Annotated in this window: 23 protein-coding genes and 1 riboswitch; of the genes, 13 read left to right on the top strand and 10 right to left on the bottom strand. The window is 69.2% G+C overall.

The window, feature by feature from the left end; all coding sequences use genetic code 11:
* Positions 1-19 precede the first annotated feature (19 nt).
* Positions 20-1,657, bottom strand: coding sequence for a D-alanyl-D-alanine carboxypeptidase family protein (locus MRBLWO12_RS13560; RefSeq protein ID WP_363556300.1), 1,638 nt, complete (start codon positions 1,655-1,657; stop codon positions 20-22).
* An 82-nt stretch (positions 1,658-1,739) separates the two neighbouring features.
* Positions 1,740-1,851: riboswitch (TPP riboswitch) on the top strand.
* Here MRBLWO12_RS13560 and MRBLWO12_RS13555 point away from each other — a divergent pair.
* From MRBLWO12_RS13555 to MRBLWO12_RS13535, 5 genes are all read left to right on the top strand, one after another.
* The gene (locus MRBLWO12_RS13555) at positions 1,842-2,498 is read left to right on the top strand and encodes an ECF transporter S component (protein WP_363556298.1); all 657 of its coding nucleotides are present in this window, start codon (positions 1,842-1,844) and stop codon (positions 2,496-2,498) included. Its footprint overlaps the riboswitch before it by 10 nt.
* Positions 2,499-2,500: 2 nt before the next feature.
* Positions 2,501-3,952 (top strand): ABC transporter ATP-binding protein, encoded by a 1,452-nt coding sequence (locus tag MRBLWO12_RS13550; RefSeq protein WP_363556296.1) that lies wholly within the window; start codon positions 2,501-2,503, stop codon positions 3,950-3,952.
* A complete protein-coding gene (locus MRBLWO12_RS13545) occupies positions 3,949-4,728 on the top strand; it encodes an energy-coupling factor transporter transmembrane component T family protein (RefSeq protein ID WP_363556294.1) in 780 nt (259 codons plus the stop codon). The genes MRBLWO12_RS13550 and MRBLWO12_RS13545 overlap by 4 nt, the downstream gene beginning before the upstream one ends.
* A gap of 264 nt (positions 4,729-4,992) precedes the next feature.
* The gene (locus MRBLWO12_RS13540; RefSeq protein ID WP_363556292.1) at positions 4,993-5,751 is read left to right on the top strand and encodes an SDR family NAD(P)-dependent oxidoreductase; all 759 of its coding nucleotides are present in this window, start codon (positions 4,993-4,995) and stop codon (positions 5,749-5,751) included.
* Positions 5,752-5,780: 29 nt separating this feature from the next.
* Positions 5,781-6,611: an SDR family oxidoreductase gene (locus MRBLWO12_RS13535; protein ID WP_363556290.1), complete on the top strand. Its 831-nt coding sequence runs from the start codon at positions 5,781-5,783 to the stop codon at positions 6,609-6,611.
* A gap of 36 nt (positions 6,612-6,647) precedes the next feature.
* Here the strand turns inward: MRBLWO12_RS13535 and MRBLWO12_RS13530 are convergent, their stop codons facing one another.
* From MRBLWO12_RS13530 to MRBLWO12_RS13515, 4 genes are all read right to left on the bottom strand, one after another.
* Positions 6,648-7,397, bottom strand: coding sequence for a sulfite exporter TauE/SafE family protein (locus tag MRBLWO12_RS13530; RefSeq protein ID WP_363556288.1), 750 nt, complete (start codon positions 7,395-7,397; stop codon positions 6,648-6,650).
* Between the two features lie 17 nt (positions 7,398-7,414).
* A complete protein-coding gene (locus MRBLWO12_RS13525) occupies positions 7,415-8,053 on the bottom strand; it encodes a bifunctional 4-hydroxy-2-oxoglutarate aldolase/2-dehydro-3-deoxy-phosphogluconate aldolase (protein WP_363556286.1) in 639 nt (212 codons plus the stop codon).
* A 121-nt stretch (positions 8,054-8,174) separates the two neighbouring features.
* The gene (locus tag MRBLWO12_RS13520; RefSeq protein ID WP_363556284.1) at positions 8,175-12,395 is read right to left on the bottom strand and encodes a DUF4838 domain-containing protein; all 4,221 of its coding nucleotides are present in this window, start codon (positions 12,393-12,395) and stop codon (positions 8,175-8,177) included.
* Between the two features lie 218 nt (positions 12,396-12,613).
* Positions 12,614-13,171 carry a ribosomal protein L7/L12 gene (locus tag MRBLWO12_RS13515; RefSeq protein ID WP_363556282.1) on the bottom strand — a complete coding sequence of 186 codons (558 nt, stop codon included), beginning with the start codon at positions 13,169-13,171 and terminating at the stop codon, positions 12,614-12,616.
* Positions 13,172-13,243: 72 nt separating this feature from the next.
* On the opposite strand from MRBLWO12_RS13515, the gene rlmN reads away from it, so the two are divergent.
* Positions 13,244-14,488, top strand: a complete 1,245-nt coding sequence (rlmN, locus tag MRBLWO12_RS13510; RefSeq protein WP_363556280.1) for a 23S rRNA (adenine(2503)-C(2))-methyltransferase RlmN — start codon at positions 13,244-13,246, stop codon at positions 14,486-14,488.
* Between the two features lie 16 nt (positions 14,489-14,504).
* On the opposite strand, the gene MRBLWO12_RS13505 is transcribed toward rlmN, so the two are convergent.
* Positions 14,505-15,413 (bottom strand): LysR family transcriptional regulator, encoded by a 909-nt coding sequence (locus MRBLWO12_RS13505; RefSeq protein ID WP_363556278.1) that lies wholly within the window; start codon positions 15,411-15,413, stop codon positions 14,505-14,507.
* A gap of 92 nt (positions 15,414-15,505) precedes the next feature.
* On the opposite strand from MRBLWO12_RS13505, the gene MRBLWO12_RS13500 reads away from it, so the two are divergent.
* The 3 genes from MRBLWO12_RS13500 to MRBLWO12_RS13490 are packed head-to-tail and all read left to right on the top strand — an operon-like array spanning position 15,506 to position 18,209.
* Complete coding sequence (locus tag MRBLWO12_RS13500; protein WP_363556276.1) at positions 15,506-16,276, top strand: 3-hydroxybutyrate dehydrogenase; 771 nt, start codon at positions 15,506-15,508, stop codon at positions 16,274-16,276.
* Positions 16,273-17,145 (top strand): alpha/beta fold hydrolase, encoded by an 873-nt coding sequence (locus MRBLWO12_RS13495; protein ID WP_363556274.1) that lies wholly within the window; start codon positions 16,273-16,275, stop codon positions 17,143-17,145. The genes MRBLWO12_RS13500 and MRBLWO12_RS13495 overlap by 4 nt, the downstream gene beginning before the upstream one ends.
* Complete coding sequence (locus MRBLWO12_RS13490; RefSeq protein ID WP_363556272.1) at positions 17,142-18,209, top strand: alpha/beta fold hydrolase; 1,068 nt, start codon at positions 17,142-17,144, stop codon at positions 18,207-18,209. Before MRBLWO12_RS13495 ends, MRBLWO12_RS13490 begins: the two co-directional genes overlap by 4 nt.
* 23 nt (positions 18,210-18,232) lie before the next feature.
* Here the strand turns inward: MRBLWO12_RS13490 and MRBLWO12_RS13485 are convergent, their stop codons facing one another.
* Positions 18,233-18,793, bottom strand: a complete 561-nt coding sequence (locus MRBLWO12_RS13485; protein ID WP_363556270.1) for an NAD(P)H-dependent oxidoreductase — start codon at positions 18,791-18,793, stop codon at positions 18,233-18,235.
* A 65-nt stretch (positions 18,794-18,858) separates the two neighbouring features.
* Here MRBLWO12_RS13485 and MRBLWO12_RS13480 point away from each other — a divergent pair, with 65 nt between their 5' ends.
* Both MRBLWO12_RS13480 and MRBLWO12_RS13475 read left to right on the top strand, forming a co-directional pair.
* Positions 18,859-19,425 carry a TetR/AcrR family transcriptional regulator gene (locus MRBLWO12_RS13480; RefSeq protein WP_363556268.1) on the top strand — a complete coding sequence of 189 codons (567 nt, stop codon included), beginning with the start codon at positions 18,859-18,861 and terminating at the stop codon, positions 19,423-19,425.
* 94 nt (positions 19,426-19,519) lie between these two features.
* The gene (locus MRBLWO12_RS13475) at positions 19,520-21,130 is read left to right on the top strand and encodes a DUF4407 domain-containing protein (RefSeq protein WP_363556266.1); all 1,611 of its coding nucleotides are present in this window, start codon (positions 19,520-19,522) and stop codon (positions 21,128-21,130) included.
* A 96-nt stretch (positions 21,131-21,226) separates the two neighbouring features.
* On the opposite strand, the gene MRBLWO12_RS13470 is transcribed toward MRBLWO12_RS13475, so the two are convergent.
* Positions 21,227-21,544 carry a hypothetical protein gene (locus MRBLWO12_RS13470; RefSeq protein WP_363556264.1) on the bottom strand — a complete coding sequence of 106 codons (318 nt, stop codon included), beginning with the start codon at positions 21,542-21,544 and terminating at the stop codon, positions 21,227-21,229.
* A gap of 19 nt (positions 21,545-21,563) precedes the next feature.
* On the opposite strand from MRBLWO12_RS13470, the gene MRBLWO12_RS13465 reads away from it, so the two are divergent.
* Entirely contained in the window at positions 21,564-23,054 is a 1,491-nt protein-coding gene (locus tag MRBLWO12_RS13465) for a PLP-dependent aminotransferase family protein (RefSeq protein WP_363556262.1), read from the top strand.
* Positions 23,055-23,269: 215 nt separating this feature from the next.
* Entirely contained in the window at positions 23,270-24,283 is a 1,014-nt protein-coding gene (locus MRBLWO12_RS13460; RefSeq protein WP_363556260.1) for an aldo/keto reductase family protein, read from the top strand.
* A gap of 120 nt (positions 24,284-24,403) precedes the next feature.
* Here the strand turns inward: MRBLWO12_RS13460 and MRBLWO12_RS13455 are convergent, their stop codons facing one another.
* Positions 24,404-25,309, bottom strand: coding sequence for a carbohydrate ABC transporter permease (locus MRBLWO12_RS13455; RefSeq protein WP_363556258.1), 906 nt, complete (start codon positions 25,307-25,309; stop codon positions 24,404-24,406).
* Complete coding sequence (locus tag MRBLWO12_RS13450; protein WP_141870554.1) at positions 25,306-26,253, bottom strand: carbohydrate ABC transporter permease; 948 nt, start codon at positions 26,251-26,253, stop codon at positions 25,306-25,308. The genes MRBLWO12_RS13455 and MRBLWO12_RS13450 overlap by 4 nt, the downstream gene beginning before the upstream one ends.
* Positions 26,254-26,256 lie beyond the last annotated feature (3 nt).

The raw sequence follows: 26,256 nt of genomic DNA, 5'->3' as shown, positions 1-26,256 counted from the left end.
TCCGTGGCGTGTGCGCGGGCTAATCCTGAGGGGCGTCGAGTCCGAGCAGCTCGAGCGGGTGGGTCAGTCGCCACCAGGGACTCGGACCCTCGATGTCATCGGCGAGAACCAGGGACGTCGTGGCCGTGTTGAGTGGTCCGGCCGTGGTGAGGGTTCCGATCTGCTGCCCGGCATCCCGCTCCGAGCTCAGCGTGAAGTCAGGGGTCGCCTGGGCGACGGCTCCGTTCCAGAGGATGACGTCGGCGTCGGCATCAGCGATCACATCGATCTTCTCGCCCCACACTGTGCGGACCTCCCCGATGACCGTGCCCTCGGGGACGACGGGCGGCTGGGCCTGCAGGGCGGCCTCGGCCTCGGCGAACAGGCTCCGCGTCGCGGCGAGGCGCTGCTCATCGTCGTCCTGGTTGAGCACGGCGGCGAACAGGTGCACTGTCGTGTCGCCGACGGTCACGTCCTTGGCGGTCAGCAGGTTCCAGCCGACCAAAGTGCCGGTCTTGATCCCGACCACGCCGGGGTCGGCGAGCATCCCGTTCGTGTTCTCGACAGTGCCGGCTCCGGGAAGATCCACCGACTTCGTGCCGACGATCTGGGCGAAGACCGGATTCTTCATCGCGTACTCGCCCAGCGCGACGAGAGATTCCGGTGTGGAGACGTTGCGCTCGTCGAACCCGGACGGCGTGACGATGGTGATGCCGGACAGGCCGCGATCGCGCAACCAGATCGACGCCGCTTCGGCGAAAGCCCGATCAGACCCCCAGATCTCCGATGCGAGACGATCGATGTAGTTGTTCGCCGACCCCAGCAGAGTCCCCTGGAGGAGCTGGTATTCGGTCAGCACTCCGCCGACCGGAACGTCGAGCGCGGACTGGTCGGACCGCCGGTACGACCAGTAGTCGAGGCTGTCGCGGTAGGTGAAGGAGAACTCGGGGCCCTGCTCGCCGAGAGCCAGCGGCATGCGGTCGAGCACCATCAGGCTGCTGACGACCTTGGTGATGCTGGCGATGCTCACGGCGTCGGGGATCGACGCCGACGTCGTCATGCCGTCGATTCCGACGGCCGCGCTGCCCTGTGCCGGCCAGGTCACGGTCGCGGCCGGCGCGGGCACGGTGGTGAACTCCACGGATTCCACGGTCGGGGCGACCTCGTGCAGCGGCCACAGCAGAGCACCCCCGACGTACGTCGCGAGGAGACCGGCCAGAACGCCGAGCGGCACCAGCAGTCCGGGGCGCGCGATCGCCGGACGGAGCTTCGCTCCGCGCATCAGTGCGACACCAGGCTCGACATCGGTCGTCTGATCGAAGGTCGGAGCCGGAGAGGTACCGGCGACGGTCGCGGCATCCACCCACGTCAGGGCCGTGGCATGCGCCTCATCGTCGGCCCACTGCGCAGCGGCGGGAGTGAGGATGTCGGTGGCCTCCGCGCCGTCGGCGGCGGGGAACTCGTCCGCGAGGGGCTCCGGCGGGATCACCGCCTCGTCGTCGCCTTCCACAGCTTCCACAGCTTCCGGCGCCGCAGCATTCGGGGCCTCGGGCGTGACCGCCGGGGCCTCGGGCGCGGCATCCGGGGCCTCGGGTGCAACCGCCGGGGAAGCGTCGCCGGTGGTGGCGTCGCCGGGGGCAGCTGCGGCGGTGGCCTCGGCAGGGTCAGAAGCGGTCACTTGCCTAAGCTACCGAATTCATCGACCGATTCGCGTTCATGCAACCCGGAGACACGGCGGCGCCGCGACTGGGTAAGATCGGGAACACAACCACGGGAGTCCGGCGAGCCGGGCTGAGAGGGAGCGAATCGCGCTTCGACCGTCGAACCTGATCTGGGTCATGCCAGCGCAGGGAGGAGTTCAGATGAGTACGTCCACGTCCGCATCCGCGCAGCAGGCATCCGCCGCTTCGAAGGATCTTCATCGTGCCCCGGTCTGGCGCTGGCGCGTCGTCGACATCGTCGTCGCCGCTGTTCTCGGTGTCGCGATCGGCCTCGTGTTCTGGGGCTGGAACACGATCGGCTACGCCTGGTTCGGCGCGGCCGACGCCCTGACCCCCGGCCTCGGCGGCATCGCCGTCGGCATCTGGCTCCTCGGCGGAGTCGTCGGTGGGCTCGTGATCCGCAAGCCCGGCGCCGCGCTGGTCGTCGAACTCGTCGCGGCGATCGTGTCGATGCTGATCGGCAACGTGTGGGGGATCTCGACCATCCTCTCGGGGCTCGTGCAGGGACTGGGCGCGGAGATCATCTTCGCGCTGTTCTTCTACCGTCGTTTCGGCATCGCGGTCGCCGCTCTGGCGGGTGTCGGCGCCGCGGTCGCGGCCTGGGTGTTCGAGCTGTTCTACGGCAGCTCGCCGAACATCCTGAAGTCGGTCGAGTTCAACACGATCTACCTGGTCAGCGTCGTCGTGTCCGGTGCGATCCTTGCCGGTGTCGTCGGCTGGCTGCTCGTGCGCGCCCTCGCGGTCACCGGCGCTCTCAACCGCTTCGCCGCCGGGCGAGAGCACGCGCGCGAGGTCTGAGCGTGACCTTCGCCGCCCCGGCCCGCGTGCAGGCTGCGGGCTGGGGCTGGCGGTACGCCGGACGGAAGCGCCCGGCGGTCGCCGACGTGACTTTCACGATCGAGCCGGGTGAGCGGGTGCTGCTGCTCGGCGCCTCCGGTGCGGGCAAGTCGACGCTGCTCGCGGGTCTCGCCGGGGTGCTCGGCGACGACGACGAAGGCGAGCGCACCGGTTCGCTCCGCGTAGACGGTGCCGCCCCCGAGTCCCGACGCGGACAGGTGGGTCTGGTACTGCAGGATCCGGATGCCGGGATCGTGCTCTCCCAGGTCGGCGACGATGTGGCGTTCGGATGCGAGAACCTCGGCGTCCCGGCATCCGACATCCCTGCCCGCGTCGCGGAGGCGCTGGAGGCGGTCGGGCTCGACGTGCCGCTGCAGCGACCGACCAAGGCGCTGTCGGGCGGACAGAAGCAGCGGCTGGTGCTCGCCGGCGTGCTGGCGATGCGCCCCGGTCTCCTGCTGCTCGACGAACCGACCGCGAACCTCGACCCCGAGGGCGTGCGCGAGGTCCGAGCGAGTGTGGAGCGCGCCGTCACCGCGAGCCGAGCGACGCTGGTCGTGGTGGAGCATCGGACCCCCATCTGGGTCGACCTGATGACGCGCGTCATCGTGCTCGCCGCGGATGGCGGGCTGCTCGCGGATGGCGCTCCTGAGCGGGTGTTCGCCGAGCACGGCGCTGCGCTCGCGGATGCGGGGGTCTGGGTGCCCGACCGGGGCATCGACCTTCCCGTGCTCGAGAGGGTGGCGGCATCCGATGTGCTCACGGCATCCGGTCTCGCGGTCGCGCGGGAGCCGCGCGTGGTGGTCCAGTCGGGGCTCGATCTGCGCGTGCCGCGTGCCAATGCGACCGTCATCACCGGCCCGAACGGCGCGGGCAAGTCCACGCTGGCACTGACCCTCGCCGGTCTCATCCCCGAGCAGGCGGGGGAGGTGCGCGCCGCCCCCGAACTCGCGGGGCGTCGCGGAGTGCGCCCGATCCGCTGGACGTCGCGCGAACTGCTCACCCGTATCGGCATGGTGTTCCAGGAACCGGAGCATCAGTTCCTCGCGCAGACGCTGCGGGACGAACTCGCGGTCGGTCCGCGCGCTCTCGGCTGGGATCAGGCCCGCACCGACGCCGTCGTCGACGAGCTGCTGGAGCGATTGGGGCTCGCCCCGCTCGCCCTCGCCAACCCGTTCACGCTCTCCGGCGGTCAGAAACGGCGTCTGTCCGTGGCGACAGTGCTCGCGGGGGCGCCGGAGGTGATCGTGCTCGACGAGCCGACCTTCGGACAGGACCGACGCGGGTGGATCTCGCTCGTGGCCCTGCTGCAGGAGGAGATCGCACGTGGCCGATCGATCATCGCGGTGACGCACGATGACGCCGTGATCCGGCACCTCGGCGGGCACCGCATCGAGCTGGCGGTGGCCTCATGACCACGACCGAGACCGTGCGGACCGTATGGCTCGACGGCGTGAATCCGGTGACGAAGCTGGTGCTCGCCGTGCTGCTGTCGGTGCCGCTGTTCGCGTCGATCGACGTCACGAGCGCTCTGGCCGCGATCGGACTGCAGCTGCTCTGTCTCCCCCTGACCGGTCTGCGGCTGCGCACGGTGCTGAAGCGGCTGCTGCCGATCGTGATCTTCGCGCCGATCGCCGGTGTGAGCATGCTGCTGTACGCGGAACCCGCCGGGCACATCTACTTCACATTCGGGTTCGCGACGATCAGCGACGATTCGATCACGCTGGCGATCGCGGTCAGCCTGCGCGTGATCGCGCTCGGGCTGCCCACGATCCTGCTGTTCGGCGGCACGGACCCCACCCAGCTCGCGGACGCCCTCGCCCAGGTCGCGAAACTGCCGAGTCGCTTCGTGCTCGGCATCCTCGCCGGCACCCGGATGCTCGGGCTGTTCCTCGACGACTGGCGCACCATGAGCCTGGCTCGCCGGGCGCGCGGCGTGGGCGACCGCGGTGTGCTGCGACGGTTCTTCTCGATGGCGTTCGTGCTGCTGGTGTTCGCGGTGCGCCGAGGGTCGAAGCTGGCGCTGGCGATGGAGGCCCGCGGCTTCGGCTCCGGCATCCCGCGCACGTGGTCGCGTCCCTCGCGACTGCATCCGCGTGACGCCGTCGCCCTGCTCGGAGGCATCGCGATCATGGCGCTCGCGCTCACCGCCGCGGTCGTGGCGGGCACCTTCCGCTTCGTCTGGAGCTGACGCGGGGCGGAGCTGATCGGACCATCCTGGCATCCCGCTCCTCTCGGGCCGTTCGTCTCCTCAGGCGTGCATGACTTCGGATGCCGGGGTCGCCGCGCCGTGACATCCCGATCCCTCCCGGGGTGTCGTCCATCCGTCTCCGTACCCGTGCACATTCGGAACCGGGCCCGAACGGACAACTGCCACTCAGGCTCACGTTGGCTGAGACTGCGTCGCGCGACTATCCTCGGACAGAGCAGCCGACGACGTTCGAGGGAGAACACGATGCAGATCAGCGGCCAGGGTGCGCTCATCACCGGCGGAGCCTCGGGACTCGGGCTCGCCACCGCCCGGCGGATCGTCGCGGCCGGAGGACATGTCACGATCGTCGACCTCCCCTCCTCGCAGGGCGCAGCGATCGCTGATGAGCTCGGAGGCGCGTTCGTGCCCGCCGACGTCACCAGCGTCGACGAGGTGCAGGCCGCCGTCGCCACCGCGCAGGCCGCCGCCCCGCTGCGCATCGTCGTGAACTGCGCCGGCATCGCGCCACCCGCGAAGGTGCTCGACCGCGAAGGCAACCCCGCGGTGCTCGCCGATTTCGAGCGCGTGGTGCGCATCAACCTGGTGGGCACGTTCAACGTGCTGTCTCAGGCGTCCGCCGTGATCGCGCAGCAGGAGCCCCTCGACGGCGACCGTGGCGTGATCGTGAACACCGCGAGTGTCGCGGCCTTCGACGGACAGATCGGCCAGCCCGCCTACGCGGCCTCCAAGGGGGCCGTCCACGCCATGACCATCCCGGTAGCGCGCGAACTCGCCCGCTACGGCATCCGCGTCTGCACGATCGCCCCCGGGATCATGGAGACCCCGATGCTGATGGGCCTGCCTCAGGCAGCGCAGGACTCGCTCGGGCAGCAGGTGCCGCACCCGTCACGCCTCGGTCGCCCCGACGAGTACGCCGCGCTCGTGCAGCACATCGTCGAGAACGGCTACCTCAACGGCGAGACGATCCGTCTCGACGGCGCCATCCGCATGGCGCCGAAGTAAACCGTCATCCCCCGCACGCAAGGAGAACCATGACTCTGGCAGGCAAGACCATCCTGATGTCGGGCGGAAGCCGCGGCATCGGCCTCGCGATCGCGCTGCGTGCTGCGGCCGACGGCGCGAACATCGCCATGCTCGCGAAGACCGACACCCCGCATCCGAAGCTCGAAGGTACGATCCACACCGCGGCGGAGCAGATCCGCGCCGCCGGAGGGCAGGCGCTGCCGATCGTGGGCGACGTGCGTGATGACGACGACATCACCGAAGCGGTCATGAAGACGCAGGGCGAGTTCGGCGGCATCGACATCGTCATCAACAACGCCAGCGTGATCGACCTGTCGCGCTCGCTCGACCTGGGTGCGAAGAAGTACGACCTGATGCAGGACGTCAACGTGCGCGGGACGTTCATGCTCTCGCGCGCCGCGGTTCCGATCCTCAAGGATGCCGAGAACCCGCACATCCTGTCGCTCTCGCCGCCGCTCAACCCCAGCCCGAAGTGGCTCGGTGCACACACCGGTTACACGCTCGCGAAGTTCGGCATGACGCTGGCCACGCTCGGCCTCGCGGCGGAGTTCGCGCGCGACGGCATCGCGGCGAACACCCTGTGGCCACGCACCACGATCGCGACCGCCGCCGTGCAGAACCTGCTCGGCGGAGACAAAGTCATGGCCGCGAGTCGCACGCCGGACATCTACGCGGATGCCGCGTACGCGGTGCTGCTCAAGCCGGCGCGCGAGTACACCGGGCAGACGCTGATCGTGGAAGACGTGCTCGAGGCGGACGGGGTCACCGACTTCTCGGGCTACGCCGCGATCCCCGGCACGCCCGACAGTGCCCTGTTCCCCGATATCTTCCTGGACTGAGGGGGCGGCGCACGTCGAGTGTGAAGGCGTGATCCCTCAGAACAGCAGATACAGCGCGCCCGCGATGGTCAGGGCGATCACGATGCGGTCGAACAGGCGCTGATCCATGCGCCGGGCCAGGCGGATGCCGGCGAGTGCGCCGATGACGACGAGCGGGGCCAGCGCGGCATCCATCAGCAGTACGTGTCCCTCGAAGAGACCGAGGCCCGCCAGGAACGGCACCTTGATCAGGTTGATGATCGCGAAGAACCAGGCCGAGGTGCCCAGGAACACCTGCACCGGAGTGCGGGTGGCGAGGAAGTACATCGACATGACCGGCCCGCCGGCGTTCGCGACCATCGTCGTGAATCCGCCGAGCGTGCCGTAGACCCCGGAGAGCACGAGGCCACCCGGCGCGGGAGCCGTGGCCTCGACACGATTCTGCCGCCACCGCCGCCACAGCGTGACCGCGATCATCAGCAGCAGGATCACACCGATCGCGCGGCGCACGATGCCGTCGCCCGCGAGCGCCAGGAACGCGAATCCCGCGAGCAGTCCCGCGACGACCGCAGGCGCCAGGCGCAGCAGGGTCGGCCAGTGCGCATGGCGTCGGTAGGTGATGAGCGCGAACACGTCGCCGACGATCAGCAGGAGCAGCATCGCGGCCGTGGAGGTGCGCGCCGGCAGCACGGTCGCGAACAGCGCGATGGCGAGGATGCTGCCACCGGGCAGTGCGGTCTTGGAGATGCCGATCGTCACCGCGGCGAGGGCGAGCGCCGCCCAGGCCCACGGCTCGAGCGCGATCACCGCTGCAGGATCATCGGTCAGCCGCGCGCGGCGGTGAGAGCGGAGGTGAAGCGGGCCGCGCGCTGCTCGATGTCGGCCCAGTCGGCCGCGGCGATCGATGCGCCGTTCGCCAGGTCTCCGCCCGCCCCCACGGCGACAGCGCCCGCCGCGAACCAGGCGGCGAGGTTGTCGGGGCTCACGCCGCCGGTCGGCATGAGGGGAGCGTCAGGGAACGGACCGCGCAGCGCGCCGAGGTACGAGGGGCCGCCGAGGGAGGCCGGGAAGATCTTCACGACGTCGACGCCGAGCTCGAGCGCGCCCATGACCTCGGTGGGGGTCATCGCTCCGGTCATCACGACGCGGCCGGTGTCGAGCATCGACCGGGTGAGCGCGGGAAGCGTTCCGGGGCTCACCAGGAACTCGGCGCCCGCGTCGGCGGCGAGAGCGGCCTGCTCCGGCGTCGTCACGGTGCCCGCTCCGATGTAGGCCGCGTCACCGTGCCGAGCGATGAGCTCGCGGATCACGGCGGGGGCGTCGGGGGTCGAGAATGTGACCTCGATGCCGGTGACGCCGCCGCGGATGATCGCCTCGGATGCCTCGAGCGCGAGCTCGGGGGAGGGGGCGCGCAGCACCGCGAGAATGCCGGTGGTGCGGGCGCGGTCGAGACGATCAGACATGGAACTCCTTCATCGGGCTGGCATGTCCATTCTCCCTGACCGCAACCTGTAGTTACAAGTTGCGGTCAGGCGACCTGCCGGCCGCCGCCTCCATTCGGGTGTGAGTCGGCGACCGGAGAGATCAGGACAGCCTCGCGCGACGGCGCCTTGCAGTGAGCAGGGCGCCGGTGGTCAGGAGCCCGAGAGTGACGATCAGCAGCAGGAGCGGCACCTGCCCGCCCGTGACCGCAAGACTGCCGGCTGCAACCACAGTGATGTCGAGGATGATCGGATCCTCACCATCCGCCGTGAGCTCCAGTGTGTGTGCGCCCAGAGCGAAGTCCGCGGGGATCCTCACCGAGAACGTCACCGCGCCCTGCGCATCGGCGGCGGGGATCCCCGTCACCGTCAGCGGGTCGCTGTGGAGCACCGCTCCGATCTGCTGACCCGGTTCGAGGCCGCTCATGGTCACCGACAGCGAGCCGCCGGCCTCGACCCGGCCCTCGCCCACATCCACCTGCGCCCAGGCCGCCCCGGGGGTCGACGGCTGCTCGGTCGTCGGCGGCTCCGTCGCAGGTGGCTCGGTGGCGGGCGGTGTGGTCTCCGTCGGGACGAAGTCGTACACCTTCGCATCGGCCCAGACCGCATGCGCCGCCAGGGGGCTGTCGTTCGTGTTCGTGACCAGGCGCAGCTCATCGATGTCGTCGAGCGGGATGGAGAGGTCGGTGGGGATCTCGCCGTACTCGGCGGCTGCCGTCGCCAGCAGCACGCCGTCGCCGTAGATCGCGAACTCCACCGGTGCGAACGCCGCGATATCGGCATCCGTGTAGGCGGTCGGCTGCGTGTTGTACGTGATGGTGTTCGCGTCCCAGTCGTCGACGGTGAGCCCCGACACGGTGAGGGTGGTCACTCCGATCGAGGCTGCCAGCCACATGTCGAGCTCTACCTTCCGCACGTCCTCGAGGTCGATCCCCGTCGGGATGGCGAAGTTCAGATAGCTCTTGGCGTTCCCGTTGCCGGCACCTGCGAGCTGCTGCATCTGACCGGGATCGGTGGCGTTGAGGTTCGTGTCCGGCATCCAATCCCGCACGTCGACGGTCTCGGTCGCCAAGACATCATGGATCGTGTCGTCCTCCATGATGATCCGCAGGTGCGGGCTGTAGATCGGGGGCAGATTCGCGTCGCCCAGATACACCGATCCGCTCTCCGCGGTGCTGAGCAGGAAGCTCGCGATTCCGTCCTCGCCGTGAGCCGTGACGAAGTCGGTCTGGTCGACGGCGAACCGCTGGCCGCCGGCCGGCAGGGTCACCGGTGTCGCGAACAGGCGCGGAAGGTCCGCTCCCGTGTCGATCGCCGGTGTGGCGTCGAAGGTGTCGATGTCGAGCGCGCTCACGTCGTAGAACACCTCTGACGGGGCGGTGACGCCGACCGACTTCTCGGCGACAGCGGAGCCGGTGTCCGTGGCGATGCGATAGGACGCTCCCGCCGCGTTCAGATCGAGCCGGATGCCCTCCTGTGAACCGGGCGAAGGAGACCAGGATCTCGCCGTGTCGAACGGGATGTCCGACAGCCATTGGCTGTTCTCGATCGTCGCGGGGCGCAGCTCGAGTGCCGCGAACGCCACCTTCGCGTCGTCGACGAGCAGATCGAACTCGGCCTGCGTCGTCACACCATAGGCGCGGATCGCGGCGACGACGGCGTCGTAGGCATCCTGCGCCGCGCCGAGCGAGGCGGCTGTATAGCGGTCGGCCTGCGACGTCGTGAGGATCCTCTGGTAGGTGGAATTCACCGCATCGAACTCCGAGGTGTCGAGCGGGAGCGACTGCGAGAAGCCGAAGTCATCGAGGTAGATCGGCACTCCGTCGGACTGCTGGTACACCTCCATCTGCAAGAGGATGTCGGTCACCGGCACGCCGCCGACTTCTGCCGGGATCGCGAACTGCAGCCGCGACTCCTTCCACGTTCCGGTCCCCGCCGACGCGTTCAGCGAGTCTGTGTATGCGTGGTTGAGCGCGAGCGTCGCGCCGTTCGCGCCGAGCAGCCCGACCTTGAACCACAGCGTCGCCGTCGAGTTCGTGCCGGCAGGCGTGCGGTAGTGGGCGATCGCGGTCGCTTCTCCTGCCGTGACGGGCACGACCTGCGAGACCGCGCTGAACGCCACGCCCGTCGCCTTCAGACTCTTCGTGCCGGTGCGGGCGACATCCTCCGAGGAGGCGAAGTCGCCACCGGCGGCGTTGGTCTGCGTGTACCAGGTTCCGGTGCCGGTGAGGGTGCCGCTCTGTGCCTCGAACGACGGATCCTCCAGTGTGTTCTCCGATGGCACGCTGCGCACCAGGATCTCTCGGGCGAAGGCGCGCAGCAGCGTGTCCGCCGGAGCGGTGGCGAGATCGCGCAGGCGTTCGGTCACCGGTCCACCGGTGGCTTCCGACGACGCGAGGTATTCGACGAAGCGGGCCTGGAGATGCGTGTTCACACCGTTCCAGTTGTTCCCCGAGCCGAACAGGCGCGGGTCGCCGTACAGTGCCGAGTCCGTGCGGGCGAGCTCGGTGTCGAGGAGCTGGTTGCGCAGCGCCGCCTTCTCGATCGCGGTCGCCACCCCTCCTTGGTCATCGAGCCAATCCAGGGCCTCCTGCTCTGAGTCGACCGTGACGGTGGACTTCGGGTAGCTCGCCATGGACGCGACGTAGATCTCCGCGTTGCGCGCGAGCACATCGGCCCTCGACTGCTGGTCGGCGGTCACGGCGAGGGTCTCGACCTGCGCCATCAGTGACTCGGTCAGATCGATGTCGGCCTGCGTCACGGCATCGAGGTACGAGGAGGTGTGGATGTTCAGGTAGATTCCGCGTTTCGATGCCTCCCACCACTCGGTGTCGGTGACCCGGGCGGTCCAGAAGTCCTCCCAGTGCTCGTAGTACTCGATGAGCGGGACGGCGGCGGCGGGCCCCACGGCGAGAGTCGCCCATGATTCGAGCAGCTGATCGACGTCGAGCGACGGGTCGCGGCTCAGCTTCGCCTGGATGTAGGCCTTCGGTCCCTCCCCCCACCCTGGCTGCCACTCCGCGAAGTACGACTTCACCCCGATCGACTCGAGGTACTCGTACGACTCCTGCATCAGGTGCGGGTAGTAGCGCGGGATGGCGTAGTACGTACCGTAGGTGTAGTCGTAGATGCCGATCTCGGGGGCGACATCCTTCCAGTCCGCGATCCAGTCACGGTCGCTGTCGCGGATCGCCGTGTCGAGCCAGATGCCGACGTCCTTCGTCAGGAACGGCACGACCTGCGGGTTCAGGTCGAACGAGGGGGCGTCCTGGAGCGCGCTGTACGCCACCACACCGAACTTCTTGTCCTGGTAGAGGGTGCCGTTCGCGGTGACCGTCTCGACGATGTCGTTGACCCAGGTGAAGTACGGATCGGACACGCTGGGTACGCCGATCGAGTTGACCGGGGCGTTCAGCGTGTACTCGTCATCGAATCCGTTCTCGTCGTTCACGCCGAGGGAGAACCACTCGGCGTCCGGGTTGGTGGTGAAGTAGTCGACGATGTAGTCGACGACGACCTGTTTCGTCTCTGCGGTGAACCGCGGGTTCCACCGGTAGTGACCTGGCACGCCGTTGCGCCCGGGGATGCGACGCTCTCCGTTCACCACGGGGTAGTACTCGGGGTGCGCGTCGGCGTAGAGGCCGGGGGTGAAGATGCGGTACATGTTGTGGCTGAACCGGTCGCCGGGGTCGGAGGACCGCTGCATCGCCATCCGCTCGATCCACGGGTTCTCCGGGATCGAATAGAGCTCGCCCTTGCTGAACGCGGGCTCGAAGCGGAGATTCACGGCGGGGACCTCGAGATCGGACACCGCGGGCACGTGGTCGCCGAAGGCCCAGGGCATCAGCCAGGCGACGCCCACCTCGCGTTCGAGGAACGCCATGGTCGCCGCCCAGACGCCGTCCTCGGTCGGGGCGACCAGTTCGATGACGCCGGGGGAGGCGGGTCCTGGCGCGTGAGCGTGCACGACCCAGCCGTCGTCGGACAGGCCCGCGTACTCGGCATCCATGACGGGCTGGGTGTGGGGATGGATCCCCACCATCAGCAGTGTCAGGGCCGGGTCCGGCGGCGTGGGTCCGCCCAGCGCCGACACCGGGATGATCTCGGGGGCAGCGCCACCGGATGCCTCGGCGAGCAGTGCGGCGAGTGATTCGGCGGCCGCGTCGACGCGGTCTCCCGGATCGTTCGGGACGACGATGACGGCGGTGACATCCCCGTCGACGATGAGGGGGATGACGGGGTCATCGGCAGCGGCAGCCGTGGGGATACTTGCCGCCAGAAGTGAAGCGCCTACCGCCAGTGCTAGAAACGCTCGGAATCGCATGGAATCGGTCCTCTCGACATGAGTCGCGTGACGTTGCGGATCGCGGAGAAGACGGTTTAGTCCGAAATACCCGCGCATTGCTAGGTCTTTGCTATCTCATATAGCAAACGTTTGTCCAGCAATACGGGAGTTTCGGCTATTTCGGTCATTGCGGCGCGCGCGAGAGACGCCGACCATCGGGGGAGGTCGGGTGTATCGCTGTGCTCTGGCGCCGGTGTTCAGCGGATGTGGTGCGGGCCCCAGGCGTCGATCACGTTCTTCGACTCCTTCAGGCCAAGTCCGGTGTGTTCGCGCACCAGCTTGATCGCGGCGATCTGCTGGTTGCCGGCGACGAGCCGGTCGATGTCCGCCACCACGGATGCCGGAAGCGCCGCCCGCACGGATGAGGGAGTGGCCGACGCTGGCGTGATCGACGAGTACGCGGCGCCGGCGTTCGAGACGGCCGCGAGGTGGGGTGCGGTGGTGCTGGCCGACCAGTGGTCGATACGGTCCTTCGCGTCCTTCAAGCTGAGGCCGCTGTGTTCGCGCAGCACCTTGATGGCGTTGATCTTCTGGCCCGCAGCCACCAGTCGATCGATCTCGGCGATCACCGCGGGAGTCAGCCCGGAGACGGTCGACATCGCAGAGGTGGCGGGGGCGGAGCGCGGCGTCGCGGCGGTGGGCGTGTACACCTGAGCCTCCGGCGCCTTGGGCCGCATGCCCTTGAACGCCGCGTTCAGGATGATCACGACCACGATCAGTGCGATGACGATCCCGACGACCCAGACGATGTCCATGAGGGGCAGTCTACGGAGGCGACTCCCGCCGCCCCAGGCCTCTCTCATCCGGGACCCCGTACCCTGGAGGGTATGACTGAGCCCACTCGCATCCGTTCCACGGGTCCCGCCACGCCGCAGGTGCGCCCGAAGACGGAGGGATGGACCCAGCAGAAGGATGCCGAAGGCCGTCCGCTCCTGCAGTTCGCCAGCCCCAAGCGCGGCAAGCCGCCGGTGCACCTGGCCGACCTCACGCCCGCCCAGCGCGTCGAGAAGGTCAAGGAGCTCGGGCTGCCCGGCTTCCGTGCCAAGCAGCTGTCGACCCACTACTTCCGCCACTACACGTCCGACCCCGAGCAGATGACCGACCTCCCGGCCGACACGCGGGAGCAGCTCGTCGCCGGGATGCTGCCGCCGCTGCTCACCGAGGTGCGGCGCCTCGAGACCGACCGTGGCGACACCATCAAGTTCCTGTGGCGCCTGCACGACGGTGCGCTGGTCGAGTCCGTGCTCATGCGCTACCCCGGCCGCATCACGCTGTGCGTGTCGAGCCAGGCCGGCTGCGGCATGAACTGCCCGTTCTGCGCCACCGGCCAGGCCGGACTGACCCGCAACATGTCGACGGCCGAGATCGTCGAGCAGATCGTGCGCGCGAACCGCCTGATCGCCGAGGGCGGCCTGGGCGGCAAGAAGTCCGACGATCACAGCATGGAGCGCGTCTCCAACATCGTCTTCATGGGCATGGGTGAGCCGCTCGCCAACTACAAGCGGGTCATGGACGCGGTGCGCAGCATGGTCGCCCCGCAGCCCGACGGCCTGGGCATGAGCGCCCGCGGCATCACGGTGTCGACCGTCGGCCTGGTGCCGGCGATCAAGAAGCTCGCGGATGAGGGCATCCCCGTCACCTTCGCCCTGTCGCTGCACGCACCCGACGACCACCTTCGCGATGAGCTCATCCCGGTCAACTCGCGTTGGAAGGTCGACGAGGCGCTCGACGCCGCCCGGTACTACTACGAGAAGACCGGCCGCCGCGTCTCGATCGAGTACGCGCTGATCAAGGACATGAACGATCACGCGTGGCGTGCGGATCTGCTCGCCGAGAAGCTCAACGAGCGCGGTCGCGGCTGGGTGCACGTGAACCCGATCCCGCTGAACCCGACCCCCGGGTCCATCTGGACCTCGTCGACGCGCGAGGCGCAGAACGAGTTCGTGCGCCGGCTCAACGACGCCGGCATCCCGACGACCCTGCGCGACACCCGCGGCAAGGAGATCGACGGAGCCTGCGGGCAGCTCGTCGCGACGACTGAGGACGAGGCCGCGTCCGCAGCGATGGCCTGAGTCCGGAACTCCCGGCTCAGTGCTCGCCGAGGAGCTGCGGGCGCACTTCCTGAAGCCGTAGCTGCAGAGCTTCCAGGAACGCGGCGACCGCGGGCTGACGCAGCGCCTCAGGACGCGCGACCAGCCAGTACGGCAGGCGCTGTGAGACGAGATGCGGCAGCAGCCGCACGAGGTCGTCGTGCGGATCGGCGAGGAACGCCGGCAGCAGACCGAACCCGGCGCCGCCGCGGGTCGCATCCACGTGCACGTAGACGTTGGTGCTGGCGACGGCATCCGTCATCCCCGGCACGGCTCGACGCGCGTCGTCGAGCGAGTCGACGTGCAGCATCGATTCGATGAAGTACACGAGCGGCTTGCCGGCGAGGTCGTCGAGCGTCTGCGGCGTCGGATGCCGACGCAGGTAGTCGCGGCTCGCATAGAGCCCCAGCGCGTAGTCGCCGAGATGGACGGCGCGGGCGCGGCGCACCTGCGGGCGACCCACCACGACCTCGAGGTCTGCTCCGGCGCGCTGCTGTGACGCCTGCCGGGTGCCGGTGACGATCTCGAGTCGCACATCGGGATGCCGCTCCTGCAGTGCCGCCATCGCAGGCGCCGCGACGAAGCCGCTGAAGCCGTCGGTGGCCGACAGGCGGATGAGGCCTTCCACGCGCTCGTCGTCGCGGGCGTCGAGGCCGCCGAGCGCGCGCTCCACGCTCTCCGCCGCGGTCAGGGCACGGGTGCCGAGCGGTGTCAGCTCCCATCCGCCGTCCTCCCGCGAGAGCACCCGGCCGCCCAGCTGCGCCTCGAGCGCGGCGATGCGTCGGGCGATCGTGGTGTGGTTGAGCCCCAGCTGCTGGCCGGCGGTCGTGAAGCGGCCGGTGCGCGCGACCGCGAGCAGTACGAGCAGGTCATCCGCGCTCAGAGGCGGTGCGGGGAAATGCGCCATCACATCTGCAGTTTTGCATATCGTGCGCCCTGGTGGCTGTGCCGGAAGGTGAACTACTCTCCAGTCATGGCAGCGGCGCAGAAGCACAGACGATGACGCCGCAGGGGACGGCACGCGGCACGGATCTGAAGGGCAGGACCGCTCTCGTCACGGGAGCGGCCAGTGGGATCGGTGCCGCGTGTGCCGCCACGCTCGCGGAGGCGGGGGCGCATGTGCTGGTCGCGGACCGCGATGCCGACGGCGCCGCGCGCGTGGCCGCATCGATCGGCGGGGAAGCCCTCGTGGTCGACCTCGGCGATCTCGATGCCCTCGCCGCCGGCACGTTCGATGCCGACATCCTGGTGAACAACGCCGGCATCCAGACCGTGGCGCCGATCGTCGACTTCGATCCGCTGATCTTCCGACGGATGCTCGACATCATGGTCACTGCGCCGTTCCTGCTGACCAGGGCAGTCCTGCCGGGCATGTACGTCCGCGGCTGGGGGCGCATCGTCAACATCAGCTCGGTGCACGGCATCCGCGCGAGCGAGTTCAAGTCCGCCTACGTCACCGCCAAGCACGCACTGGAGGGTCTCTCGAAGGTCACGGCTCTCGAGGGGGCGGCGCACGGCGTCACCAGCAACTGCCTGAACCCGGGCTACGTGCGCACGCCGCTGGTCGAGAAGCAGATCGCCGACCAGGCACGCGTGCATGGCATCCCCGAGTCCGAGGTGGTCGAGAAGGTCATGCTCGTCGAGTCCGCGATCAAGCGACTGCTCGAACCCTCCGAGGTGGCCGACCTCGCGCTCTGGCTCTGCGGCGACACCGCGGCGTCGGTCACCGGTGCCTCGTACGCGATGGACGGCGGATGGAGCGCGCGATGAGCACGCTGGCGGTGTCGGCCTTCGGACCTGCGGATGCCGGACCGGCGCTGCTCGCAATCCACGGCATCACGGCGAACGGACGGTCGTGGCAGACGGTCGCCGCGCACCTGCCGGAGCGCCGCCTGCTCGCGCCGGATCTGCGCGGTCGCGGCCGCAGCAACCTGCTCCCCGGCCCCTACGGGCTGCGACAGCACGCGACCGACCTCGCTGCGGTGCTCGACGCCGACGGTGGGGGTGCGCGCGCCGTGCTCGGGCATTCGATGGGGGCCTTCGTCGCGGTCGCCCTCGCCGCAGCTCGCCCTGACCTCGTCGCCCGCCTGGTGCTGGTCGACGGCGGATTCCCTCTCGCGCTTCCCGCGGACGCCGCGAGCGCCGAAGACCTCGACATCGGAGCGCTGCTCGGCCCTGCGGCGCAGCGTCTGTCGATGGTGTTCGCCGATGACGACGCGTACCTCGACTTCTGGCGGCAGCATCCGGCGTTCCTCCGCGACTGGTCACCCGCGGTCGAGGCCTACGCGCGCTATGACCTCGACGGCGAGCCGCCGCACCGCCGGCCCTCCACCGTGGCGAGCGCGATGCTTCAGGACGGCGCCGAGCTCTACGGCCCCGACTGGTACATCGCTGCGCTGCGCTCGCTGCGGATGCCGGTGACCGTGCTGCGCGCCCCTCGCGGGCTGACCGACACCGAGCCGCTGTACGGCGCCGGCGCTCTCGAGGCCTTCCGCGTGCTGGTACCCCAGTTGGCGATCGTCGAGGTCGACGACGTGAACCACTACACGATCCTGTTCGCCGAACGGGGGGCCTCCCGTGTCGCCGCGGCGGCATCTTCTGCATCCTCACCCGAGATCCCGACGAAGGAGTCGACATGACCGCTGCCCTGTTCGATGGCATCGATGCCCACCGCATCCAGACCGCCCGGTACACCGCGAATGTGCTGGAGCGTCCGGCGGCCGACCCGGAGGCGCCGACCGCGACCGTGGTGTTCGTGCACGGCAACGTCTCGTCGTCGCACTTCTACCAGCCGACCATGCTGGCCCTTCCTGCCGGGGTGCGGGCGCTCGCGATCGATCTGCGCGGGTTCGGTGACAGCGAGACGAAGCCGGTCGATGCCACGCGCGGACTGCGCGACTTCGCCGACGACGTGCGGGCCGTGCTCGACGCTCTCGGCCTCGACGCGGTGCATCTCGTGGGCTGGAGCATGGGTGGCGGCGTGGTGCTGCAGGTCGCGCTCGATGCCCCCGAGCGGGTGTTGTCGCTCACGCTCGAATCGCCGGTCTCGCCCTACGGCTTCGGCGGCACACACGGCGCGGACGGTGTGCGCAACGACGGCGACGGCGCCGGCACGGGGGGTGGCGGCGCAAACCCGGACTTCGTGGCGCGGCTCGCGAGTGGAGACGCCACAGCCGAGGAGCAGACCTCGCCGCGTACCGTGTACCGCACCGCCTACGTCGCACAGCCCGAGCGGCAGGCCGCGAACGAAGATGCCTGGGTGGCGTCGATGCTCACCACGAAGACCGGTGTCGACAACTACCCGGGCGACGGCGTGGCCTCGGAGAACTGGCCCGGCTTCGCTGCCGGCACGCGAGGGGTGCTCAACACCATGGCCCCGCAGCACCTCGACCTCTCGGGCATCGTCGATCTCGCCGTGAAGCCTCCGATCCTCTGGGTGCGCGGGGAGAAGGACGCGATCGTGTCGGATGCGTCGTTCTTCGACCTCAACCAGCTGGGGTTGCTCGGCGTGATCCCCGGATGGCCCGGCGCCGACATCGCGCCCCCGCAGCCCATGATCACGCAGACGCGCGCCGTGCTGGACCGCTACGCCGCGGCCGGTGGCGCCTACCGCGAAGTCGCGCTCCCCGAGGCCGGGCACGCCCCGCACCTCGACGAGCCGCAGACCTTCGACCGCGAGCTGGCCGCGCATATCGGGGTCTGAGAGGCGAGAGGGGCGAGAGGGCCTCAGCGGGCGTCGACAGCACCGAGCCGTTCGGCGCGGTCGAGCCAGCGGGCGACGGTGGGCTCGGCGGCATCCTTGACGCCCAGCATCCGATGCGTGCGCACGGAGCGGATGCCGCACAGACGCATGGTGTTGCGGGCGACGTGAGTCTGTGCGGGCAGGCCGGTGAAGGGCGCGGCGAACCACGGGGTGTCGGCGAGCAGGAGCAGGCGTCCGCGCCGGGCGGGCAGCAACCCGACCGGCAGGCCGAGCTTCGTGTAGCGGTACTCCTGCTGGGGGAGCAGAGCGCGGTCGAAGAAGCCCTTCAGCACCGCGGGCACCGATCCCCACCACAGCGGTGTCGCGACCACGATCGTGTCGGCCTCGCTGAGCGCGCGCTTGGCGTCGACGAGGTCAGGCTCGAGCGTCATCCGCTCGCGGTAGCCGAATCGCAGGTGCGGATCGAAGTCGAGATCCCGGAGCGCGAGCACGCGGGCATCGCCGTGCCCCTCGGCATAGCGCTGGGCGAGCGAGGCGGTCAGGGAGCGGGAGTCGGGGTGGCCGTCGATCACGAGAGCGGTCATGCGAGGTTCCAATCTGGACACTGTCAAGTAGGTGGACACTGTCAAGATAGGAGATGATGTTGCGCATGTCAAGTTCGAAGGACGGCTACCACCACGGCGACCTCGCCAGGGCGCTGGAGGATGCCGCGATGCAGCTGTTGGAGCGGATGCCGGCGGCCGACATCAGCCTGCGCGAAGTCGCCAGAGCTGCGAATGTGAGCCACAATGCGCCGTACCACCACTTCGCCGATCGACTGGGTCTGCTCAAGGCGATCGCGGAGCGCAGCATGGCCGATCTCCTGGCGCAGGTGCGCGCCGCGGCATCCGAGGCCGAGACGCCCAGGGAGCTGCTGATCGAGGGGGGCTCCGCCTACATCCGCTTCGCCGTCGAGCATCCGCACGCCTTCGACGCCGTCTACGACCCGACCGTGTGCGTTCCCGGATCGCCGACCGCGACCATGGCGCCGCTGATCGACGGACTCGAGGCGGCTCTCGCCGAGGGAGCCATCGCCGCAGGGCTCGACCGCCCCGGCGACGTCGTCTCGCTCTGGGGGCTGATCCACGGGCTGGGCACGCTGGCCGCCGCCGGCCACTTCACGCTCGACGACGCCCTCGCGGCGCACGCCTCGACCGTGGATCGTCTGCTGGGCTGAGCCGCCCGGGCGCCGAAGGGAACGACCCATTCCTGTGAATGGTTCGCAGGACTCTTCCAACGGATGCACAGGGATGCCTCCCTACATTGGTCTGATGCCCTATTCCGCCCACCGACCGGGTCGCTTCGACTCGCAGGGTCGGATCATCCTCGACAGCGACCCGAACGCCGACACGGATGACCTCGACTTCCTGCGTGAGTTCGAGCCCACCGGCGCCGACGATCAGGCCGCCGAGACTCCCGTCTCCGAGCCTTCCGACGTGACCCCGGCCGACGGGTCCGCGCCGGAGGATGCCCTTCGACAGGCTCAGGGGCCCACGGAGCGTCAGCCGCGCGCCCGCCGCGTACGGAAGCCCCGCACTCCCGGATCCCGCGCCAGGACACTGGCGATCCTCGGTGGCGCGGAGGGCGAGATCCTCGACCGCGTGCCCGGCGAGACGCCGCGCTTCGTGCAGATGTTCTTCGTGCTCGCCGGCACCGCACTGGTCTCGGCGATCTCGATGCTGTTCGCCCTCACCACCGGGGTGCAGGCCGCCGTCTGGCTGGCCGTGCCGCTCGCGCTCGTGTGGGCGCTGATCATCTTCAACCTCGACCGCTTCCTGACCTCGACCATGAGCTCGACCAGGAACGTGTGGCGTCTCATCGGCCTCGCCATCCCTCGAGTGATCATGGCCGCGATCATCGGCTTCGTGGTCGCCGAGCCGCTGGTGCTGCAGATCTTCCACAACGACATCGCGCGCGAGGTCGCCTCGACCAACATCACGCAGTCGCAGTCCGACCAGGAGGCGCTCGAGAGCGGCCCCGAGAAGATCGCGCTGGATGCCGCGACCGCGCGCGTCGCCGAGCTGGAGAACCAGGCGGCGACCGGCATCGTCGCCGGCACCGACTCGTCGTCGGCGACCGAGTCGGCCGCGCAGGCCACGGTCGACGACGTCACCGCGAAGATGACAGCGCAGCAGGCGGTCATCGACCAGGCCCGCACGCTCTACCAGTGCGAGCTCACCGGAGAAGGTGCAGGGACCGTCCCCGGCTGCACCGGGGTGAACGGCGAGGGCGCGAGCTCTGACGCCGCGAAGGCCCAGCTGGCCGAAGCGCAGCAGACCTACGACGCTCTGGCCGCTCAGCTGCGTACCGCCAACGAGGAGCTGGCCGCGGCCGGCACCGCTGCCAAGGAGAACACCACCTCTTCGGAGTCGCAGAACCGCGAGCAGGCGAAGGCGCAGTTGCCGGCCGCGCGCGACACCTACGACCAGGCGCTCGCCGCGTACAACGCCAGAGCGGATGCCGTGGCGCAGGGCAACGCCGGAGCGATCGGACTGCTCAGTCAGATCAGCGGACTGAACCGGCTGAGCGAGAAGGAGCCGACGATCCTGTGGGCGCACATCCTGATCGCGGCGCTGTTCTTCATGATCGAGCTGCTGCCCGTGCTGGTGAAGGTGCTCACGAGCTACGGAGACCCGAGCCTGTATGAGAAGGCCGCAGCGATCCGCAAGCAGGTCGCGCTCGACAAGGTCACCGCCGAGGGCTTCCGCGACCGCGCGAAGATCGTGACAGATCAGTCGCAGGAGATGCAGGCGGATGCCGGCTCCGGCGAACCGCAGACGCGTGCGGAACGCCGCGAGGCGCAGGAGCGCGAGCGTGCGGAGAAGCGAGCACAGGCGCAGACGCTCGAGGAGCAGGAGCAGCTGGTCCAGCCCACGGTCTGATCCGAGGCGTATCTCGGCGCGTGAGGGGTCAAGACATGCCGCAGCGGATGCTCGACGCGCGGCGTGTCTTGACCCCTCACCGGAGTAGCGGGCGGGTCAGGCGAGCTGAGGGATCCGCTCGGGCAGTGCCGACGTCTCCTGAGGTTCCTGCCGGTCGAGATTGCGGATCCGGACCGCGCGAAGCGCGGGGTCGGCGCGGACCGCGTCCACGAGCGATCGGATCAACGCGGTCGTCGACGGGGTGCCTCCCCAACGCGACCCGGTGACGGCGGCCTCGATGCGGGTCAGTGGATGCTGCAGGGCGCGGTCGTGCTGACGGACGTCATCGCTGAGCCATTCGACGAGCTCGGCAATGGTCCAATCGGGGTCGATTGGTCCAAGATGTGACGGCTTGGTGGCGATGATGGTGTCCATTGGTCCAGAATCGGTTCTCATGACCACCGATGACAGGGCCAATGTTGCGCCAGTGGACCATGGATCGGCCACGAACGCACCGCCCACGCTTGTGCGGTCGGGTGAGGTGTCCTCGGAAGGGCTGTCGGCGCGCCTCGGACGCTGGACGCACGGCGACGGCACGCTCGCGGCGAGGCTGTCGCGCGGGATCGCCGATCTCATCGCCGGAGGCGAGCTGCGCCCGGGAGACCGCCTGCCCGCCGAACGGGCACTCGCCGCGGCGAGCTCGGTCTCGCGCGGCACCGTGGTCGCCGCCTACACCGACCTCGCCGAGAACGGATTGGTCGAACGGCGCCAGGGGAGCGGCACCCGCATCGCCGGCACCGCGGCACCCGCATCGTCCGCGCAGCGCCCCGGCCGAGGCGAGGCGCTGTTCTCGGCCCTGCCCAACGCGATCGACCTGCTGCGCACGGTGCCGCAGATCCCCGCACTCGCGGTGCAGCTGATCCGCGACCATCAGCCCCGCCTCGACCTGGCGCTGCTGCCCGAGACCGACCCGGCCGGGCTCCCCGTGCTGCGGGAGCTGATCGCCGACATGTACCGCGCCGAGGGCACCCCGACCACGCCGGAGCAGATCCTGGTGACCCACGGCGCGCAGCAGGCGATCAGCCTCGTGGTCAACGCGCTGGTCGGCCCGGGGGATGTCGTGCTCGCCGAGGAGGTCACCTGGCCCGGTGTCACTGACTCGGTCGGGTTGCGCGGCGGCACCGTGCACGGCATCCCGATGGGGGAGGACGGCATGGACGTCGAGGCGCTCGAAGTCGCCATCGCGCGTCTGCGCCCCGTGCTCATCGCGGTCAACCCGCACCATCAGAACCCCACCGGCACACGCCTGCCCGCTGCCGCGCGGCACCGTCTCGCCACGCTCGCCGCACGATACGGGGTGCCGGTGATCGAGGATCGGGTGGTCGCGGGCATCTCCTTCGACGGTGTGGTGCCGCCCACTCTCGCCGCCGAACGGGCGGATGCTCCGGTGATCGTGGTGGAGTCCGTGTCGAAGTGGGCGTGGGCGGGACTGCGGATCGGATGGCTGCGCGCCGACCCCGTGCTCGTGCGGCGTCTGCGCGCCGCCCGGCAGCTCGCCGACCAGTCCACGAGCGTGCCGGGCCAGCTGATCGCCCTCGACCTCATCGCGCACGCCGACGAGCTGCGGCGCGAGAACAGCCGGGTCCACCAGGAGCGGCTGCGGCTGCTCGAGCAGCTGATGTCCGAGCACCTTCCCGACTGGCGCTACGACGCTCCGCGCGGCGGGCTGTCGCTGTGGGTCGCCCTGCCGGTCGGCTCATCGGCGGCGCTCGTGCGGGTCGCGGCGACGCACGGCGTCTCGATCGCGGGGAGTGCGGCGTTCGCGGCATCCGTGTCGCCCGACGACCACATCCGCATTCCGTTCACGGCTCCGGACGACGTGCTCACCGCGGGCATCCGGCGGCTCGGCGCCGCGTGGCGCGAGTACCGGGACTCCATCTCCTGAGGGGTCAAGACGCGCCGTGCCGGAAGCGCGGGGCGCGGCGTGTCGTGACCTCTCAGTGAGCGTGCCTAGGGTGTCGGCATGAGTAGACGTCGACAGACCGCGTGGGTCGCGGGCGCCGTCGTGGCCGCGCGTCGATCGGACCCCGCCCTCGCCGACGCCTGAGACCGGTCACGGATTCCGGCCTGGGTGTCCGTGGCACCGACTAGCGTTGGAGCATGGTCAACTATCGCTATCTCGGTAACAGCGGTCTCAAGGTCTCGGAGATCACGTACGGCAACTGGGTCACCCACGCCTCGCAGGTCGGCGACGACGCCGCCGTCAAGACGGTCCACGCAGCACTCGACGCGGGCATCACCACGTTCGACACCGCCGACACCTACGCCAACACCGCCGCAGAGGTCGTGCTCGGCAAGGCCCTCGCCGGTCAGCGTCGCGAAGGCCTCGAGATCTTCACGAAGGTCTACTTCCCGACCGGCGCCAAGGGTCCCAACGACACCGGCCTGAGCCGCAAGCACATCCTCGAGTCGATCAACGGCTCGCTCTCCCGTCTCGGCACCGACTACGTCGACCTGTACCAGGCGCACCGCTTCGACTACGAGACCCCGCTCGAGGAGACGTTCCAGGCCTTCGCCGACATCGTCCGCCAGGGCAAGGCGCTCTACATCGGCGTCTCGGAGTGGACGGCGGAGCAGCTGCGCGAAGGACATGCGCTCGCGAAGCAGCTCGGCATCCAGCTCATCTCGAACCAGCCCCAGTACTCGATGCTGTGGCGCGTGATCGAGGGCAAGGTCGTGCCGGCATCCGAGGAGCTCGGCATCTCGCAGATCGTCTGGTCGCCGATGGCGCAGGGCGTGCTCAGCGGCAAGTACCTCCCCGGCCAGCCGGTGCCCGAGGGCTCGCGCGCGACCGACCCGCACAGCGGCGCGGACTTCATCAAGAGCTTCCTGCAGGATGACATCCTCACCGCCGTGCAGCGCCTCAAGCCGATCGCCGACGAGGCGGGCCTGTCGATGCCGCAGCTCGCGATCGCGTGGGTGCTGCAGAACCCGAACGTCGCCGCGGCGCTGGTCGGAGCATCCCGTCCCGAGCAGCTCGCCGAGACGGTCAAGGCCTCGGGCGTGAAGCTCGACGCCGACACCATGGCCGCGATCGACACGGCACTGGGTGACACGGTGAACCGCGACGCCGAGGCGACGTACTCGACCTCGCCGAAGAAGCGCCTGGTCTGAGGCCTCGCTGCCGCCACCGCGCGCCGAGACTCCTCGTCAACGCCGAGACCCACCCCCGCCGACGTAGGTGGGGGTGGGTCTCGGGCGTTTCGGTGGGTCTCGGTGGAAGATGCCGACGAGCTACTCCTTCACGGCGCCGGCGGTCAGGCCCTGCACGATCCAGCGGCTCGCGAGTGCGAACATCACCATGGTCGGCAGGATCGTCAGCACCGCGGCGGCGCTCATGGAGCCCCAGTCGATGTTGAACGTCGAGATGAAGCCGTTCAGGGCCGACGGCACGGTGCGGTTCGCATCGGTGTTCATCAGCACAACCGACAGGAACAGCTCGTTCCAGCAGTTGACGAAGTTGAAGATGAACGCCGCGATGATGCCCGGGGTCATGACCGGCACCAGCACCCGGAACAGCGCGCCCAGGCGGGAGCATCCGTCGATCATCGCCGCCTCCTCCAGCGCGTCGGGCACATTCTCGAAGAAGCCCCGCAGCATCACGGTCGAGAACGGGATGCATACCGCGATGTAGACCAGGATCAATCCGGGCTTGGTGTCGACGAGTCCGAGGTCGGTCATCATCGAGTACAGCGGTCCGAGCGCGATGAACGCCGGGATCATCTGCGTCAGCAGGAAGGCGATCAGCACCGCGCCCTTGCCGCGGAACTCGAAGCGGGCGATCACGTAGGCGCTCAGCAGGGCGATCAGCGTCGCCACCGCGCCCGCGATGATCGCCACCAGCGCCGAGTTGCCGAGGAAGACCCCGAACGAGCTCTTCTGGAACAGGCTGATGTAGTTCTCGAGCGAGGGTTCGCTGGGCCAGTACTCGATCGGGAACCGGTTGATCGTGCCGGGCGACTTGATCGAGGTCAACGCGATCCAGTACAGCGGGAAGAGCGTGATCACGAGCCAGAGGCCCAGTCCGACGACGCGCACCACGCCGCCCACCGTCAGCTTCCGCTTCGGGCGAGGCGCCTTGGCCAGGTCGGGGACGGTGAGACGTCGCGTCTCCGTGACGGTGGTTCCGGTGATGGTCATCGCTGAGCCTTCCGCATCGCCATCAGGTAGAAGGCGCAGAACACGAACAGGAAGGCGACCACGATGAGGCCGATCGCGCTCGCGATGCCGTAGTTGCCCTGCTGGGTGTAGTTGATCATCCAGGTCGTGATGATGTGGGTCTGGTTGGCGGGTCCGCCGTTGGTCATCGCGTAGATGATGTCGGGGAAGTTGAAGATCCAGATCACACGCAGCAGCACGGTCAGCAGGAGCGTCACCGAGATGTACGGGATGATGATCGAGAACAGCTGACGGGCCTTGCCGGCGCCGTCGAGGCTCGCGGCCTCCAGCATCTCGTCCGGCACGGACTGCAGAGCGGCGAGGATCATGATCGCGAAGAAGGTCACTCCGTACCAGATGTTCGCCACGATCACCGCGAACATCGCGAGCTTCGGGTCGGCCAGCCAGGGCAGCGGTGCGTCGATCAGCCCCGCCTTCATGAGCAGGTCGTTGACGACCCCGAACTCGGCATTGAACATCCAGCGGAACAGCATCCCGATCAGGAAGCCCGACACCGCCCACGGGAAGAAGACGAGGGCCTGGTAGAGCCCGCGGAAGCGGAACCGCTTGCGCAGCGCGAGCGCGATGAGGAATCCGATCACGAGCTGCGGCACGAGCGAGCCGACCACCCAGAGGATCGAGTTCCATGCCACGACCGGGAAGGCCGGGTCCTGGAACACGGCCACGAAGTTGTCGAAGCCCACGAACGGGGTCGACGTGAGATCCCACAGGTTCCAGTCATGGAACGCCATGCGGGCGCCCTGCAGCATCGGCCAGTACGTGAACCAGCAGACGAACACGATCGCCGGGGCCAGGAAGGCCAGCAGCGTCAGTGCGTGGCGTCCGCGGAACGGCCGGCGGCGCGGGCCGCGGGGAGCTCCGCCGGCAGTGCCGACGGAGCCCCCTTCACGAAGTGCGGATGCCACGGA

It is taken from the genome of Microbacterium sp. LWO12-1.2 (assembly GCF_040675875.1).
GTDB lineage: Bacteria > Actinomycetota > Actinomycetes > Actinomycetales > Microbacteriaceae > Microbacterium.
Note: the sequence above shows the minus strand (reverse complement) of the source record. Positions and strands in the feature narration are given on the sequence as shown.

Coding starts and splice junctions, on each gene's coding strand:
- MRBLWO12_RS13555 (WP_363556298.1), top strand. CDS start 1,842: ATGAGTACGTCCACGTCCGCATCCGCGCAGCAGGCATCCGCCGCTTCG.
- MRBLWO12_RS13545 (WP_363556294.1), top strand. CDS start 3,949: ATGACCACGACCGAGACCGTGCGGACCGTATGGCTCGACGGCGTGAAT.
- MRBLWO12_RS13540 (WP_363556292.1), top strand. CDS start 4,993: ATGCAGATCAGCGGCCAGGGTGCGCTCATCACCGGCGGAGCCTCGGGA.
- MRBLWO12_RS13535 (WP_363556290.1), top strand. CDS start 5,781: ATGACTCTGGCAGGCAAGACCATCCTGATGTCGGGCGGAAGCCGCGGC.
- MRBLWO12_RS13525 (WP_363556286.1), bottom strand. CDS start 8,053: ATGTCTGATCGTCTCGACCGCGCCCGCACCACCGGCATTCTCGCGGTG.
- MRBLWO12_RS13520 (WP_363556284.1), bottom strand. CDS start 12,395: ATGCGATTCCGAGCGTTTCTAGCACTGGCGGTAGGCGCTTCACTTCTG.
- MRBLWO12_RS13515 (WP_363556282.1), bottom strand. CDS start 13,171: ATGGACATCGTCTGGGTCGTCGGGATCGTCATCGCACTGATCGTGGTC.
- rlmN (WP_363556280.1), top strand. CDS start 13,244: ATGACTGAGCCCACTCGCATCCGTTCCACGGGTCCCGCCACGCCGCAG.
- MRBLWO12_RS13505 (WP_363556278.1), bottom strand. CDS start 15,413: ATGGCGCATTTCCCCGCACCGCCTCTGAGCGCGGATGACCTGCTCGTA.
- MRBLWO12_RS13500 (WP_363556276.1), top strand. CDS start 15,506: ATGACGCCGCAGGGGACGGCACGCGGCACGGATCTGAAGGGCAGGACC.
- MRBLWO12_RS13495 (WP_363556274.1), top strand. CDS start 16,273: ATGAGCACGCTGGCGGTGTCGGCCTTCGGACCTGCGGATGCCGGACCG.
- MRBLWO12_RS13490 (WP_363556272.1), top strand. CDS start 17,142: ATGACCGCTGCCCTGTTCGATGGCATCGATGCCCACCGCATCCAGACC.
- MRBLWO12_RS13485 (WP_363556270.1), bottom strand. CDS start 18,793: ATGACCGCTCTCGTGATCGACGGCCACCCCGACTCCCGCTCCCTGACC.
- MRBLWO12_RS13480 (WP_363556268.1), top strand. CDS start 18,859: ATGTCAAGTTCGAAGGACGGCTACCACCACGGCGACCTCGCCAGGGCG.
- MRBLWO12_RS13475 (WP_363556266.1), top strand. CDS start 19,520: ATGCCCTATTCCGCCCACCGACCGGGTCGCTTCGACTCGCAGGGTCGG.
- MRBLWO12_RS13470 (WP_363556264.1), bottom strand. CDS start 21,544: ATGGACACCATCATCGCCACCAAGCCGTCACATCTTGGACCAATCGAC.
- MRBLWO12_RS13465 (WP_363556262.1), top strand. CDS start 21,564: ATGACCACCGATGACAGGGCCAATGTTGCGCCAGTGGACCATGGATCG.
- MRBLWO12_RS13460 (WP_363556260.1), top strand. CDS start 23,270: ATGGTCAACTATCGCTATCTCGGTAACAGCGGTCTCAAGGTCTCGGAG.
- MRBLWO12_RS13455 (WP_363556258.1), bottom strand. CDS start 25,309: ATGACCATCACCGGAACCACCGTCACGGAGACGCGACGTCTCACCGTC.